The organism is Burkholderia sp. ABCPW 11, assembly GCF_001523445.1.
Classification (GTDB): Bacteria; Pseudomonadota; Gammaproteobacteria; order Burkholderiales; family Burkholderiaceae; genus Burkholderia.
In genome coordinates, this window is record NZ_LOVM01000097.1 from 53,960 (window position 1) to 67,399 (window position 13,440).

Annotated in this window: 14 protein-coding genes; 7 read left to right on the plus strand and 7 right to left on the minus strand. The window is 70.6% G+C overall.

Features of this window, described 5'->3' with window-relative positions:
- Positions 1-87: 87 nt before the first annotated feature.
- Positions 88-726, minus strand: coding sequence for a glutathione S-transferase family protein (locus WS61_RS31285; protein ID WP_059506423.1), 639 nt, complete (start codon positions 724-726; stop codon positions 88-90).
- Between the two features lie 110 nt (positions 727-836).
- On the opposite strand from WS61_RS31285, the gene WS61_RS31290 reads away from it, so the two are divergent.
- Complete coding sequence (locus tag WS61_RS31290; RefSeq protein WP_059506426.1) at positions 837-1,757, plus strand: LysR substrate-binding domain-containing protein; 921 nt, start codon at positions 837-839, stop codon at positions 1,755-1,757.
- 18 nt (positions 1,758-1,775) lie between these two features.
- Here the strand turns inward: WS61_RS31290 and WS61_RS31295 are convergent, their stop codons facing one another.
- The 3 genes from WS61_RS31295 to WS61_RS31305 are packed head-to-tail and all read right to left on the minus strand — an operon-like array spanning position 1,776 to position 5,773.
- The gene (locus WS61_RS31295; protein ID WP_059506428.1) at positions 1,776-4,001 is read right to left on the minus strand and encodes a xanthine dehydrogenase family protein molybdopterin-binding subunit; all 2,226 of its coding nucleotides are present in this window, start codon (positions 3,999-4,001) and stop codon (positions 1,776-1,778) included.
- Complete coding sequence (locus WS61_RS31300) at positions 3,998-4,999, minus strand: xanthine dehydrogenase family protein subunit M (RefSeq protein WP_059506430.1); 1,002 nt, start codon at positions 4,997-4,999, stop codon at positions 3,998-4,000. The genes WS61_RS31295 and WS61_RS31300 overlap by 4 nt, the downstream gene beginning before the upstream one ends.
- An 18-nt stretch (positions 5,000-5,017) precedes the next feature.
- Positions 5,018-5,773, minus strand: coding sequence for a (2Fe-2S)-binding protein (locus tag WS61_RS31305; RefSeq protein ID WP_059506432.1), 756 nt, complete (start codon positions 5,771-5,773; stop codon positions 5,018-5,020).
- 553 nt (positions 5,774-6,326) lie between these two features.
- On the opposite strand from WS61_RS31305, the gene WS61_RS31310 reads away from it, so the two are divergent.
- Complete coding sequence (locus WS61_RS31310) at positions 6,327-6,611, plus strand: hypothetical protein (RefSeq protein ID WP_059506434.1); 285 nt, start codon at positions 6,327-6,329, stop codon at positions 6,609-6,611.
- Between the two features lie 244 nt (positions 6,612-6,855).
- Here the strand turns inward: WS61_RS31310 and WS61_RS31315 are convergent, their stop codons facing one another.
- Positions 6,856-7,479: an alpha/beta hydrolase gene (locus WS61_RS31315; RefSeq protein ID WP_059506436.1), complete on the minus strand. Its 624-nt coding sequence runs from the start codon at positions 7,477-7,479 to the stop codon at positions 6,856-6,858.
- Positions 7,480-7,812: 333 nt separating this feature from the next.
- Between WS61_RS31315 and WS61_RS31320 the strand changes: the two genes are divergently transcribed.
- Genes WS61_RS31320 through WS61_RS31335 form a run of 4 tightly spaced genes read left to right on the plus strand, consistent with a single transcriptional unit; the run spans position 7,813 to position 10,454 of the window.
- Positions 7,813-8,754 (plus strand): glyoxylate/hydroxypyruvate reductase A, encoded by a 942-nt coding sequence (locus WS61_RS31320; RefSeq protein ID WP_059506438.1) that lies wholly within the window; start codon positions 7,813-7,815, stop codon positions 8,752-8,754.
- Between the two features lie 31 nt (positions 8,755-8,785).
- Positions 8,786-9,718, plus strand: a complete 933-nt coding sequence (locus WS61_RS31325) for a hydroxymethylglutaryl-CoA lyase (protein ID WP_059506440.1) — start codon at positions 8,786-8,788, stop codon at positions 9,716-9,718.
- Positions 9,719-9,744: 26 nt separating this feature from the next.
- Positions 9,745-10,251 carry a YbaK/EbsC family protein gene (locus tag WS61_RS31330; protein ID WP_034208550.1) on the plus strand — a complete coding sequence of 169 codons (507 nt, stop codon included), beginning with the start codon at positions 9,745-9,747 and terminating at the stop codon, positions 10,249-10,251.
- Complete coding sequence (locus WS61_RS31335) at positions 10,248-10,454, plus strand: DUF1289 domain-containing protein (protein WP_059506441.1); 207 nt, start codon at positions 10,248-10,250, stop codon at positions 10,452-10,454. Before WS61_RS31330 ends, WS61_RS31335 begins: the two co-directional genes overlap by 4 nt.
- A gap of 253 nt (positions 10,455-10,707) precedes the next feature.
- Here the strand turns inward: WS61_RS31335 and WS61_RS31340 are convergent, their stop codons facing one another.
- Positions 10,708-11,610: a DMT family transporter gene (locus WS61_RS31340; protein WP_059506443.1), complete on the minus strand. Its 903-nt coding sequence runs from the start codon at positions 11,608-11,610 to the stop codon at positions 10,708-10,710.
- A 111-nt stretch (positions 11,611-11,721) separates the two neighbouring features.
- On the opposite strand from WS61_RS31340, the gene WS61_RS31345 reads away from it, so the two are divergent.
- Positions 11,722-12,213 (plus strand): Lrp/AsnC family transcriptional regulator, encoded by a 492-nt coding sequence (locus WS61_RS31345; RefSeq protein ID WP_059506445.1) that lies wholly within the window; start codon positions 11,722-11,724, stop codon positions 12,211-12,213.
- A 101-nt stretch (positions 12,214-12,314) separates the two neighbouring features.
- Here the strand turns inward: WS61_RS31345 and WS61_RS31350 are convergent, their stop codons facing one another.
- Positions 12,315-13,211 carry an alpha/beta fold hydrolase gene (locus tag WS61_RS31350; protein ID WP_059506447.1) on the minus strand — a complete coding sequence of 299 codons (897 nt, stop codon included), beginning with the start codon at positions 13,209-13,211 and terminating at the stop codon, positions 12,315-12,317.
- Between the last annotated feature and the right edge of the window lie 229 nt (positions 13,212-13,440).

Sequence of the window (13,440 nt, forward strand, 5' to 3'; positions counted from 1 at the left end):
ATGGCAATTGGACACGTCCGAACTTCGTCATCCGAACGAACTGCCGAACGAAACGGCCGGGCCACCGGCCGGCCGCGCACCGCCGAGTCAAATCGCCTCGCGCGCCAGCGCACGCCGCGCGGCCGGCCGTTCGGCCTCGCGCTGCGCATAGGCGGTCCATGCGGGATGCCGCGTCATGTCGAGCCCGATCGCGATACCCCAGCGATACAGCACGAGCAGGAACGGATCGACGATCGAATGGCCGCCTGGCTCGGCCCACGTGCGCCCGTCGGCCAGCGCCGCTTCGATCGATACGTTCGCCGCGTCGATCGTGCTGCGCCCGTGCGCGCTGACCGCGCCGTGCAGCGCCGGATCGCCGATGAAGCGCCCCGGCCGCCACAACGCGCCGTACCCGACGCCGTGCACCCAGCCGACCAGCCACGCGAGCCATTCGTGGCACCGCGCTTCGCGCAGCGGATCGTCGAGCGGCAGCAGGCGTGCGTTCGGATGCGCACGCGCCAGATACGTGAGGATCGCCGGCGTTTCGGTCAGCACGCGCGGCTCGCCCGGAATCGCGAGCACGGGTACGCGCGCCTTCGGATTGATCGCGAGATAGTCCGCGGTCAGGTTCTGCTGCTCGCGGACCGACACGATCTCGACGTCGAACGGCGCGCCGGTTTCTTCCAGCGCGATGTGGGCGGCGAGCGAGCAGGCGCCCGGCGAAAGATAAAGACGATATGCGTTCATGGTGGCGTTGCCCGTCGGGCCTGTGGAAGACGCAACGAGTGTAGGAACGCGCGGGCCGCCGCCGCAAACGATGAATTGTCGTGCTCGGGCATTAGTGATACTAATGCGCGATGCGACGCATCCATCTCCCTCCGCTACAGACGCTGCGCGCGTTCGAAGCCGCCGTGCGGCTGCAGAGCTTCACGCGCGCGGCCGACGAACTCGCGCTCACGCAGGGCGCGGTCAGCCAGCACATCCGCACGCTCGAAGCGCAGCTCGGCTATCCGCTTTTCACGCGTGAGCGCAACGGCGCGACGCCGACGCACGCCGCGCATGCCCTCGCGCTGCAGGTGCGCCAGGGCCTGAGCGTGCTCGAACGCGCGTTCGAGCCGACGCTGGCGGTGCGCCGCCGCCCGCGCACCTGCGACGTGACGCTGAACGTGAGCGTGCTGCCGAGCGTCGCCGAGCGCTGGCTCGCGCCGCGCCTGCCGCGCTTCGCGGCCGCGCATCCGCACATCTCGATCTCGCTGCATCCGGACGTGGCGCTCGCGCCGCTGCGCAAGCGCGACCGCATCGACGTCGCGCTGCGCTACGGGCCCGGCACGTGGCCCGGCGTCGTCGCCGAGAAGCTGATGAACGAGACGATCTTTCCGGTCGCGAGCCCGGCGTATCGCAATCGCGACGGCGTCGTGCCGCGCACGCCGGCCGACCTCGTGCGCGCGACGCTGCTGCGCCATCCCGCGCAGCCGTGGGAACCGTGGTTCCAGGCCGCGCGGCTCGACCTCACCGAATCCGCGCGCGCGCCGCGCTTCACCGATGCGAACGCGCTGATCGATGCGGCGCGGCAAGGCCGCGGCGTCGCGCTCGCACGGCGCTCGCTGATCGAGCCCGAACTCGCGGACGGCACGCTCGTGCGCGTGTCGACGGTGCGCATCACCGACGTGTACGCGCACTACGTCGTGTGGCGCCCCGGCCATCCTCGCGAAGCGGCGATCCGCACCTGGCTCGACTGGCTGCGCAGCGAAGTGCGGCGCAGGACGCCGCGGCGCTGACGCCGCCTGCCGGCACGCTCATGCGCGCGTCGGCGGCACGACCTTGTCGAGCGTGATCGGCAGATCCCGCACCCGCACGCCGGTCGCGTGATAGACCGCGTTGGCGATCGCGGCCGGCACGCCGGTGATCCCGATCTCGCCGATGCCGCGAATGCCGAGCGGATTGAAATGCGTGTCGCTTTCGTCGACGAAACTCACGTCGAGCTCGCCGATGTCCGCGTTCACGGGGACGTGATATTCGGCGAGATTCGCGTTCGTGAAGCGGCCGTGCCGCACGTCGAGATGCGAGCCCTCCTCGAGCGCCGTGCCGAACCCCCACACCATTCCGCCGATCAACTGGCTGCGCGCCGTCTTCGCGTTGAGCACGCTGCCGACGCTGTAGACGCCGACGATGCGCGGTACGCGAAGCGTGCCGAGCGCGGCATCGACGTGCACTTCGGCAAACACCGCGCCGAACGAATGGGACGCATAGCGCGACTTCTCGTCGCCCGGCTTCGTCGTCGCCTGCGCGTCGATCGGCCGGCCGCCGGCACGCGCGATCACCGCCGCCGCCGGATCGCGCCGCGCCGGGTCGCCGCGCTGCACGACCCAGCCGTCGTCGACCGTCACGTCGTCGGCCGCGGCGCCGTGCAGCGGCGACCCGGGATCGGCGATCGCCAGCGCAACCAGCTTGGCGCGCGCCTGCAACGCGGCCTCGCGCACGGCCGGCGCCACGCTCGCCGCCGACTGCGAGCCGCCCGACACCGGCGCGCGCGGCAGGCTGGAATCGCCGAGCACGAAGCGCACGCTCTGCGGCGCGAAGCCGAGCGCGTCGGCCGCGACCTGCGTCATCACCGTGTAGGTGCCGGTGCCGATGTCCTGCGTGCCCGACGCGACTTCGGCCGTGCCGTCCGGCAAGATGCGCGCGCTCGCCGACGCCTCGCTGCGGTTGGCCGGATACGTGGCGGCCGCCATCCCGAGGCCGATCAGCGTGTGGCCGTCTCGCATCGTGCGCGGCGCGCCGGTGCGGCGCGACCAGCCGAAGCGCCGCGCGCCGACCTCGTAGCACTCGCGCAGCTTGTTGCTCGACCACGGCTTGCCGTCCTGCGGATCGACCTGCGCGTAATTCGCGAGCCGCAGCGCGACCGGGTCCATGCCGAGCCGCCACGCGAGCTCGTCCATCGCCGATTCCAGCGCGAACGAGCCGGACGCCTCGCCGGGCGCGCGCATGAACGTCGGCGTGCCGACGTTCAGCGACACGATCCGGTGCGTGGTCGCCTGGTTCGGCACCGCGTACATGATCCGCGCAGGCATCCCGCACATTTCCGTCCAGTCCTCGAACGTCGACGTCGTGACGATCGAGTCGTGACGCATCGCCGTCAACGTTCCGTCCCGGCGTGCGGCCAGCACGACGCGCTGCTCGGTGAACGGCCGACCGCCGACCGGACCGAACATCTGCGGCCGCGTCAGCGCAAGGCGAACCGGGCGCCCCACCTGCTTCGCGGCCATCGCGCACAACGACACGTGCGACCACGACGAACCCTTGCAGCCGAAGCCGCCGCCGAGGAACGGCGAAATCACGCGCACCTGTTCCGGCGCAATGCCGAACACGGCGGCCACCGCCGTGCTCGCGCCCGACACGCCCTGCGTCGCATCGTGCAGCGTGAGCGTCGGGCCGTCCCAGTGCGCCATCGTCGCGTGCGGCTCGATCGGGTTGTGGTGCTGCATCGGCGTCGTATAGGTTGCGTCGATGCGCACCGCGCCTTCGCGCAGGCCGGCATCGACGTCGCCGCGCTGCGTGTCCATCGGGCGCCCCTGCTGCTTCGGCGGCACGCGTGCGCCGCGCTTCGCATGCGCGAAATCGAGCGCGGCATCGGTCGCGCGATAGCGCACCCGCACGGCATTCGCGGCGTCGGTCGCCTGCTCGAGCGTTTCGGCGACGACGACCGCAACGGGTTCGTTGCTGTAGCGCACCGTGTCGTCCTGCAGCAGCGTGAGCCGCCGCCCGGCGGGCGGCGACAGCGGCGGCCGGCCGCCGTTGGGCAGCCGCATCGCGTTCTCGTGCGTCATCACGAGCAGCACGCCCGGCATCGCGCGGGCGCGGGCCGTGTCGATCGACTCGATCCGCCCGGATGCGATCGTGCTCGTGACGAGCACCGCGTGCGCGAGCCGCGCATCGGGAAACTCGGCCGCGTAGTGCGCGCCGCCCGTCACCTTCAGTACGCCGTCGACACGGTCGAGCGGCTGTCCGGTCAGCGTGTTCATGCCACACCTCCCGTCGTTCCGGCCGCGGTGGTCACCGCGCGCACGATCGCGCGCTGCGCGAGCGCGACCTTGAAGCCGTTGCCGTCGAGCGGCCGTGCGTCGCGCAGGGCGAGCGCGGCCGCTTCATTCAGCGCGGCATCGGTCAACGCATGGCCGGCGAGACGCTGCTCCGCTTGCGTCGCACGCAGCGGCTTGTGCGCGACGCCGCCGAGCGCGATCCGCGCATCGGCGACGCGCGGGCCGTCCATCCGCAGGGCCGCCGCGACCGACACCAGCGCGAACGCGTAGCTCGCGCGGTCGCGCACCTTCAGATAGTGCGCATGGTCGGCAAAGCGCGGCGGCGGCAAGTCCACCGCGGTGATCAGCTCGCCCGGTTCGAGCGTCGTGTCGAGATCGGGACGATCGCCCGGCAACCGGTGAAACGACGCGAACGGAATCTGCCGTTCGCCACGCGGGCCGCTCACCTGCACGACGGCGTCGAGCGCGGCGAGCGCGACGCTCATGTCCGACGGGTTCACCGCCACGCACTGCGGGCTCGCGCCGAGGATCGCGTGCATCCGGTTATGGCCGCCAATCGCCGCGCAGCCGCTGCCCGGCTCGCGCTTGTTACACTGCGCGAACGCGGGATCGTAGAAATACGGGCAGCGCGTGCGCTGCATCAGGTTGCCGCCGACGGTCGCCATGTTGCGCAATTGCGCGGACGCGCCGGCGAGCAGCGCCTGCGACAGCAGCGGATAGTCGGCGCGGATGCGCGGATGATCGGCCGCATCGCTGTTGCGCACGAGCGCACCGATGCGCACCCCGCCGCCGGGCAGCGCATCGACCGTGTCGAGGCCCGCGATGCGCGTAATGTCGATGAGCGCGACGGGCCGCGCGACGCCGCCCTTCATCAGGTCCAGCAGGTTCGTGCCGCCGCCGATGAACGTCGCGCCGGGCCGTTGCGCCGCGCGCACGGCGCCGGCGACGTCGGTCGCGCGTTCGTAGGAGATCGCTTCCATTGCGCTGCCCTCCGCCGGCTAGCCGTGCGCCGCATGCGCGGCGCGCACGGCGGCGACGATGTTCGGGTACGCGCCGCAGCGGCACAGGTTGCCGCTCATGCGCTCGCGGATCTCGTCGTCCGACAGGCGCGCGGGCGGGCGCCGCACGTCGTCGGTGGCGGCGCTGCCGGCGCCCGCCGCGAACTCGTCGAGCAGCGCGGTCGCCGAGCAGAGCTGGCCGGACGTGCAGTAGCCGCACTGGAACGCATCGTATTCGACGAACGCGCGCTGCACCGGGCTCAGCACGCCGTCGCGCGCCAGCCCTTCGACGGTCGTGATCCGCTCGCCTTCGTGCATCACCGCGAGCGTCAGGCATGCGTTGATCCGCCGCCCGTCGACGAGCACCGTGCACGCACCGCACTGCCCGCGATCGCAGCCCTTTTTCGTGCCCGTGAGCCCGGCGTATTCGCGCAGTGCGTCGAGCAGCGTGACGCGCGGTTCGAGCTGCAGCGTGTACGCCCGCCCGTTGATGTCGAGATGCACGGGCTGCGCGGGCACCGTATCGCGACGGGGCGCAGCCGGTGCGGATGCCGCGCGCGGCGGCTGCGAGTGAACGTGCGAGGCGGCGCCGACGGTCGCTGCCGCCGCCGCGGATTGCAGGAAGCGCCGTCGTGCGGCGCTGGAAGGCGTATCGTGCGGCAACGGCGGCACCGCCGAATGACCGGGCCCGAGCGGCGACGGGGCCGCATCGCGCGCCGGTTCGGCAGGCGGAGAATCGGATCGATCGCTGGACATGGCTTCTGCTCGCTCCATGGTTGACGGACGCAGACGTGCCGCCCGTGCCCGGATGGCAGCGCGGTCGGCATGCGCATCGGCAAAGAGCAATTCCGGTGCCGCGAACCCGCGGAGCGCCGCGCCGATGCACGGTGCCGGCGCCGGTCCGCGGCGCGCACGCACGACGGCCGCGCCGTGTCGCGGATGAGCGCGCTTTCATGACGCCACGCTGGCGCGCGGCTGGCCGTTCGCTGACGAAGCGGCAATAACGCCCGATTTTTTGGGCGTGAGCGGCCGCACGTCGATCGCAAGTTGCCGGGAGCATGCGCGATGCCATGCATGACGCCCACGTCGCCGTGGCCGGGTCGCGGCAACGCGCACCGTGTAAATGCGCGCAGCATCCGCCGCTGCTGGAAAATTCCGCCACGCGTGCCGACGGATCGCAGCGAAGGCATTCGGTCAGCCTGACGAAAACATCTCGCGATCGCGCCCGACCGCAAACGATTCACCGAAACGTCGCATCGCGGCGGCATACTCGAAAACGTTTCCCGATCAGTCTGCCAGGAGAGAAGTCATGCGTCGCGTTTCCGTCGCCGTCGTTCTGTGTGCCGCCGTTTTCGTCGCCGCGTGCAGCGACGACGCAGCGCACGACGCCAACGCGACCGACGCTGCGCCGCCGGCCGGCGCATCGAGCGACGCTGCCAGCGCGTTCAACAGCGACGCGCCCGCGAACGCCGCCGCATCCGACGCCGCGCCGCTCGCGCCGCCCGTCGTGCACTATCCGCCCGATGACGACGACGATGCGAAGTCCGCCACGAACGCGGCCGCATCGGGCGCCGCCGCGTCGTCGCCGGGTTGATCTCGCCATCGCGCGATATGAGTCGGTACCGCTCGGGGAGAGCCGCTGGCCCGCGCGGCGAGCCGCCATCGGCGTGACGTCACGGTGGGCGACGGCGCGAACGGCACGCGCACTGCACGTTGTCGCGCCGCTTCGCGGGCCCGTCGGGCACGGCCGGCCGAGCGCTTCGAAGCCGGCCGCCGTCGGCCGCGTCCGCGCGTCGTTGCAAGCACAACGGCACGGCGTGCGCCGCGCCACCCGCCCGTCAGACCGCGTGCACGAGCGCGCGCTCGACGAGCGCGGCCTCGAAGCCGTCGTCCGCGTCGCGAAAGCGCAGCGGCGCCGCGCAATGCACCAGCGTGTCGACGAAGTATTTCGCACGCGGCCACGGCCCGAAGCCGGCCGCCGTGTTGATGTGCCCGGCATCGCCGAGGTTCACGAACGCGCTGCCCAGGCGCTGCGCGAGCGCGCGCGCGTCGGCGAGCGGCATCCACGGGTCGGTCTCGCTGCCGATCACGATCGACGGCACGGCGAGCCGGCGCGCGTCGAACGGCCCGGCAAACGTGAATTTCTTCGGGCTGGCCGGCGCGACGAACAGCACGCCTGCCACATCGCCCACATGCGGCCACTGCGCGAGCGCATGCGCGGCCGCGAGGCAGCCGAAGCTGTGCGCGGCGAGCACGAACGGGCCGCGCTCGCGATCGAGCAGCGCGCGCACAGATTGCGCCCAGCCCGCGAGATCGGGCGCATCCCAGTCGTGCTGCTCGACGCGCAACGAGCGCGGGAACTGCCGCTCGAGCCACGTCTGCCAGTGAGCGCCTTCACTGCCGTGCAGGCCCGGAACGGTGACGAGCCGCGGCGGCCACGCCGATTTGCTGCATGCGCGCATGATTGCCCTCGCTTGCTTGAAGACGAGGTTCGATTGTGGCGTCGGGTGCGCGTCGGCCGAACCAATATTTTGTGCTTTGCTTTTGCGCGCGGCGGCGGCCTGGCGGCGGTCCGGCGACGGCGTGACCGGCGCAGGTCCCGCACGACGGCGCAATGTGCCGCGAAACCGTAGAATGTGGGCTTCCCGTCAGCTTCACATGGAACCGGCCTCGGCGCGCGACGCGCCGGCCGTCGTCAGGAGACACCCGATGTCCGCTACGTCCGCCGGCGCGCCGCGCCCGGCTTCGCTCGCCATTCCCGTGACGCGCCTCGCCGGCGTGCGCGCGCTCGCGCAATGAAGATCCTGTTCCATTCGCCGCATCAGGATGCGGGCGCATGGCGCGACGAGATCGCGCGTGCGCTGCCCGAAGCCGAACTGCGCGCATGGCAACCGGGCGATACGGCCGCCGCCGACTACGCGCTCGTGTGGCGTGCGCCGCGCGAGTTCTTCGCGCCGCGCGACGGCCTGCGCGCGATCTTCAACCTCGGCGCGGGCGTCGATGCGCTGCTCGCGCTCGACCGCGCGCATCCGGGCACGCTGCCCGCGCACGTGCCGTTGGTGCGGCTCGAAGACTCGGGCATGGCGCAGCAGATGGTCGAATACGTGACGCACGCGGTGCTGCGCTACCTGCGCCGTTTCGACGAATACGACCTGCAGCAGCGCGAACGCCGCTGGCAGCCGCTCGAACCGCATGCGCGCGCGAGCTTCACCGTCGCGGTCCTCGGTCTCGGCGTGCTCGGCGCCGAGGTCGCCCGCGCGCTCGCCGCGCTCGGCCTGCCGGTGCGCGGCTACAGCCGCAGCGCGAAGCAGCTCGACGGCGTCACGACCTTCGCCGGCGACGGCGCGTTCGACGCGTGCATCGGCGGCGCGAAGGTGCTCGTGAACCTGTTGCCGAGCACGCGCGACACCGACGGCATCCTGTCGGCGCGCGCGTTCGCGCGGCTCGCGCGCGGCGCGTACGTCGTCAACGTCGCGCGCGGCGCGCATCTCGTCGAAGCCGACCTGCTCGACGCGCTCGCGAGCGGCCAGGTCGCCGCGGCCACGCTCGACGTGTTCCAGCACGAGCCGCTGCCGGACGACCATCCGTTCTGGCACGCGCCGCGCATCACGATCACGCCGCACAGCTCGGCCGAGACGCTGCGCGCGGAAGCGGTCGAGCAGATCGCCCGCAAGATCCGCGCGTTCGAGCACGGCGCGCCCGTGAGCGGCATCGTCGACTACGCGCGCGGCTACTGAATTCCGCACAAAGAGCAACCAGGAGACAACCATGACGCTCCCCACCGCCGTCAAGATCGTCGAAGTCGGCCCGCGCGACGGGCTGCAGAACGAGAAGACCTTCGTGCCGACCGACGTGAAGATCGCGCTCGTCGACCGGCTGTCGCGCGCCGGCTTCCGCAACGTCGAGGCCGCGTCGTTCGTGTCGCCGAAATGGGTGCCGCAGATGGCCGACGGCGCCGACGTGATGGCCGGCATCGAGCGCCGCGCGGGCACCGTGTACTCGGTGCTCACGCCGAACCTGAAGGGCTTCGAGAACGCGCTCGCCGCACGCGCGGACGAAGTCGTGATCTTCGGCGCGGCGAGCGAGGCGTTCTCGCAGCGGAACATCAACTGCAGCATCGCCGAGAGCATCGCGCGCTTCGAGCCCGTCGCGAAGGCCGCGAAGGACGCGGGCCTGCGGCTGCGCGGCAGCGTGTCGTGCGCGCTCGGCTGCCCGTACCAGGGCGAGGTGCCGATCGCGTCGGTCGTCGACGTCGTCGAGCGCTTCGCGGCGCTCGGCTGCGACGAGATCGACATCGCCGACACGATCGGCGTCGGCACGCCGAAGCGCACGCGCGAAGTGCTCGCGGCGGTCACGCGCGTGTTCCCGCGCGAACGCCTGTCGGGCCACTTCCACGACACCTACGGCCAGGCGCTCGCGAACATTTACGCGGCGCTGTTCGAAGGGATCGAGATCTTCCACGCGTCGGTCGCGGGCCTCGGCGGCTGCCCGTACGCGAAGGGCGCGACCGGCAATGTCGCGACCGAGGACGTGCTGTACCTGATGCAGGGCCTCGGCATCGATACCGGCATCGATCTCGCGCAGGTCGTCGCGGCCGGCGATTTCATCTCGAACGCGATCGGCCGCGCGAACGTGTCGCGCGCCGGTCGTGCATTGCTCGCCAAGGCGCAGAGCGCGGCCGACGCCGCGAACTGCGTCTGATCACCTCGTTCCACGGATTCCTCGACATGACGACACCCGCTTCATTCGATTCCCTCCCCGATTCCGCGCGACGCGTCGCGCTGCTGCTGCGCGAGCGCGGCCACGCGAAAGGCATCGTGATGCTCGCCGAAACCGGCAAGACGTCGGCCGAGGCCGCGGCCGGGCTCGGCTGCTCGGTCGCGCAGATCGCGAAGTCGATCCTGTTTCGCCGGCAGGCCGACGGCGCGCCCGTGCTGGTCGTCGCGAGCGGCGTCAACCGCGTGGACGAAAGGAAGGTCGCCGCGCAGGTCGGGCCGGTCGGCCGTGCGGACGCGAAGTTCGTGCGCGACAACACCGGCTATGCGATCGGCGGCGTGTGCCCGATCGGCCATCTGGTCGAACCCGTCACGCTGATCGACGCCGACCTGCTCGCGCTCGACAGCCTGTGGGCCGCCGCCGGCCATCCGCACGCGGTGTTCAACCTGTCGCCGCACGAACTCGTGTCGCTGACGGGCGCGCCGGTCGCGGACGTCGCGTTGCGGGAGCCCGCATGAGCGACGCGACGATGCCGGTCGCCACGGTCGCGTCGCCGTGCACCGACGTCTGCCGGATCGATCCGCGCACCGACTGGTGCGCGGGCTGCCTGCGCACGCGCGGCGAGATCAAGGGATGGCGTACGTCGGACGACGATGCGAGGCGCGCGCTGCTCGCGCGGCTGGACGCGCGACGGCGCCTGGTCGCGGGCAGCGAGACATAAAAAAAAGCCGTTCAGCCTCACGGGCGAACGGCATCGAGATCGGAATCCTGTGAACGTGATCAACGTCACAGCCCGCATCATACGAGCGACGCGACCGCATCGCATCGGGTGTTTCCCTACAACTTCTTACAGCGCTTTTCGCGGCCGCGCGCGACGCTCGCGTGACGCCATTCGCGCGCAATCTCCGTTCCCGACACGTGCGTTCGACCGAACGCGGCGCGGGCGCGCAACCGCGCCGAATCGTATGACCGTTTCAGTTGCCGACCGCCGCGCGACGCGTGGGCACGATGCGCCAGCCGAGGTTCACACCGGCCGCCGCGAGCAGGATCAGCAGCGCGCCGAACACCTGCGTCCACGCGAGCGTCTGTCCGAACGCGACGCGATCGACGGCGATCGCGACGACCGGATAGACGAACGACAGCGCGCCCGTCATCGCGGTCGGCAGCTTCTGGACCGCGCCGTACAGCAGCACGTACATCAGCCCCGTGTTGACGATGCCCAGCACGATCAGGTCGGCCCATTGCCCGGCCGTCGCCGGCAAGGTGTCGAAGTGCGCGAACGGCGCGAGCAGCAGGATGCCGAGGCCGACCTGCAGCAGCGCGAGGAGATGCGGCGGCGTGCCCTTCAGGTGCTTCGTGATGATCGACGAGATCGCATACAGGAACGCGGCGCCGAGCGACAGCGCGACGCCTGCCAGATACTCGCCGGGCACCGCGAGCACGGCCGGTTCGACGCGCACCACGAACACGAGCCCGGCGAACGCAAGCGTGAGCCATGCGACCGTCGACGCGGTGATCCGCTCGCGGAACACGATGGCGCCGAGTGCGACGAGCATGAACGGTTGGGTGTTGTAGACGGCCGTCGCCATCGAGATCGACGCGCGCGAATAGGCGGCGAACAGCAGCAGCCAGTTCGCGACGATCGCGAGGCTGCCGAGCGTCGTGAGCACGAGCATCCGCGGCGAGAACAGCGAGCGGCGCAGGAAGCCGAACGCCGCGCAGACGATCGCGAGCGTCGCGGCGCCGAACACGCAGCGGAAGAACACGACATTGGTCAGCGGCTGCTGCGACGACATCACGAGCCAGCCGATCGTGCCGGACATCAGCATCGCGACGATCATCTCGGCGGCGCCGCGGCGAATTTCATTCGAGGCCATCAGGAACTCCGTTGAAGAGCGGGGATGAGTCGATTCTAGAAACTTGCTTTCGCCGCGACCATGGCTAAACTGAAGTGAATCAGCCGATTCACCTTCGAAAGCAAAGCGATCATGCCAAAACGCCTTTCCCCGCCCGTCGTCGCGGCGCTCGACGCGACCGACCGCGCGATCCTCGCCGCGCTGGCCGACGACGCACGCATCGCGACCAGCGAACTCGCGCGGCAGATCGGGCTGTCGGCGCCCGCGACCGCCGACCGCGTGCGGCGGCTCGAGGCGCAGGGCGTGATCGCCGCGTTCACCGTCGAGCTCGACCCGCGCGCGCTCGGCTACACGCTGCAGGCGATCGTCCGCGTGAAGCCGCTGCCGGGTCAGTTGCACCTGGTCGAGGAGTTGCTGCGGCGGATTCCCGAATTCGTCGAATGCGACAAGGTCACCGGCGACGATTGCTTCATCTGCCGGCTCTACCTGCGCACGATCGAGCACCTCGACGACATCCTGTCGAAGGTGACGGAACGCGCGGAGACGAGTACCGCGATCGTGAAATCGACACCCGTGCCGCGACGCCTGCCGCCGCTCGTCGAAGACGACCACGCGCATCGCTGAGCCGCAGGCGCCCCGTCCCGTCAGCCGCAGGCGACCCACCTCGCCAACCGCAGGCGGCGCAGTCAACCATCCTCGGACGGCACACGCCGCCGCCCGCACCGTCACGCGGCCGGCTCGCGCGCATCGAAGAACGCGAGCAGTTCGTCGATCAGCGCGCCAGGCGCTTCTTCAGGAATGTAGTGCCCGCAGTCGAGCGCGCGGCCGCTGACGTCGCGCGCGACGCGCCGCCACTCGTCGAGCGGGTCGAAGCAGCGGCCGACGACGCCGTGCTCGCCCCACAGCACGCGCAGCGGACACGCGACCTTGTTGCCGCGTTCGAGATCCGCACGGTCGTGCTCGAGATCGATCGTCGCCGACGCGCGGTAGTCCTCGCACATCGCATGCACGGCGCCGGGCTGCGCGAGCGCCGCCCGGTACGCGTCGAGCGCCTCCGGTGCGAACGGCGCGAGCCCGGCCGACCGGTTGCCCATCACGCGCTCGATATACGCATCGGTGTGCGCGCCGATCAGCGTCTCGGGCAGCGGCTCGGGCTGGATCAGGAAGAACCAGTGGAAATATGCGGTCGCGAACGCGCGATCGGTTTTCTCGTACATCGCGAGCGTCGGCGCGATGTCGAGCAGCATCATCCGCTCGACGGCATCCGCATGATCGAGCGCGAGCCGGTGCGCGACCCGTGCGCCGCGATCGTGCGCGCACACGTGGAAATGCGCGAAGCCGAAATGCCGCATCACGGCGACCTGGTCCGCCGCCATCGCCCGTTTCGAATACGGCGCGTGCCGCGCGTCGCTCGGCGGCCGGCCCGATGCGCCGTAGCCACGCAGGTCGGTGGCGATCACCGTGAAGTGATTCGCGAGCGTCGCGGCAACGCGATGCCAGATCATGTGGGTCTGCGGATGTCCGTGCAGCAACAGCAGCGGCGGACCCGCGCCTCCTTTGACACCGAAAATGTCGGTGTCCTGCACCGTCACGCGAAACGGTGCAAACGCCTCAAACGACATGGTTTGTTTCTCGTTGGTTTGTTATGGCGGCTATTTTAGAAGCGCCGGCGCGTCTTCACAGCGGCGTCGCCATCCGAAACCGTAGAAAGAGAACACTCACTCGATTGCCCGCACACCGCGGCATTTGGTAAGCTCGCGTAGAATCGCACGACCGTTCGTATTAATATGAACTTCCGGTCGCGCAACTACACTCGAATACCGTTCGACCGCAACGCCCCCGGAGACATCA

Bases quoted from the DNA above. Each gene is read 5' to 3' on its own strand.
- WS61_RS31285 (WP_059506423.1), bottom strand. From the start codon at position 726: ATGAACGCATATCGTCTTTATCTTTCGCCGGGCGCCTGCTCGCTCGCC.
- WS61_RS31290 (WP_059506426.1), top strand. From the start codon at position 837: ATGCGACGCATCCATCTCCCTCCGCTACAGACGCTGCGCGCGTTCGAA.
- WS61_RS31295 (WP_059506428.1), bottom strand. From the start codon at position 4,001: ATGAACACGCTGACCGGACAGCCGCTCGACCGTGTCGACGGCGTACTG.
- WS61_RS31300 (WP_059506430.1), bottom strand. From the start codon at position 4,999: ATGGAAGCGATCTCCTACGAACGCGCGACCGACGTCGCCGGCGCCGTG.
- WS61_RS31305 (WP_059506432.1), bottom strand. From the start codon at position 5,773: ATGTCCAGCGATCGATCCGATTCTCCGCCTGCCGAACCGGCGCGCGAT.
- WS61_RS31310 (WP_059506434.1), top strand. From the start codon at position 6,327: ATGCGTCGCGTTTCCGTCGCCGTCGTTCTGTGTGCCGCCGTTTTCGTC.
- WS61_RS31315 (WP_059506436.1), bottom strand. From the start codon at position 7,479: ATGCGCGCATGCAGCAAATCGGCGTGGCCGCCGCGGCTCGTCACCGTT.
- WS61_RS31320 (WP_059506438.1), top strand. From the start codon at position 7,813: ATGAAGATCCTGTTCCATTCGCCGCATCAGGATGCGGGCGCATGGCGC.
- WS61_RS31325 (WP_059506440.1), top strand. From the start codon at position 8,786: ATGACGCTCCCCACCGCCGTCAAGATCGTCGAAGTCGGCCCGCGCGAC.
- WS61_RS31330 (WP_034208550.1), top strand. From the start codon at position 9,745: ATGACGACACCCGCTTCATTCGATTCCCTCCCCGATTCCGCGCGACGC.
- WS61_RS31335 (WP_059506441.1), top strand. From the start codon at position 10,248: ATGAGCGACGCGACGATGCCGGTCGCCACGGTCGCGTCGCCGTGCACC.
- WS61_RS31340 (WP_059506443.1), bottom strand. From the start codon at position 11,610: ATGGCCTCGAATGAAATTCGCCGCGGCGCCGCCGAGATGATCGTCGCG.
- WS61_RS31345 (WP_059506445.1), top strand. From the start codon at position 11,722: ATGCCAAAACGCCTTTCCCCGCCCGTCGTCGCGGCGCTCGACGCGACC.
- WS61_RS31350 (WP_059506447.1), bottom strand. From the start codon at position 13,211: ATGTCGTTTGAGGCGTTTGCACCGTTTCGCGTGACGGTGCAGGACACC.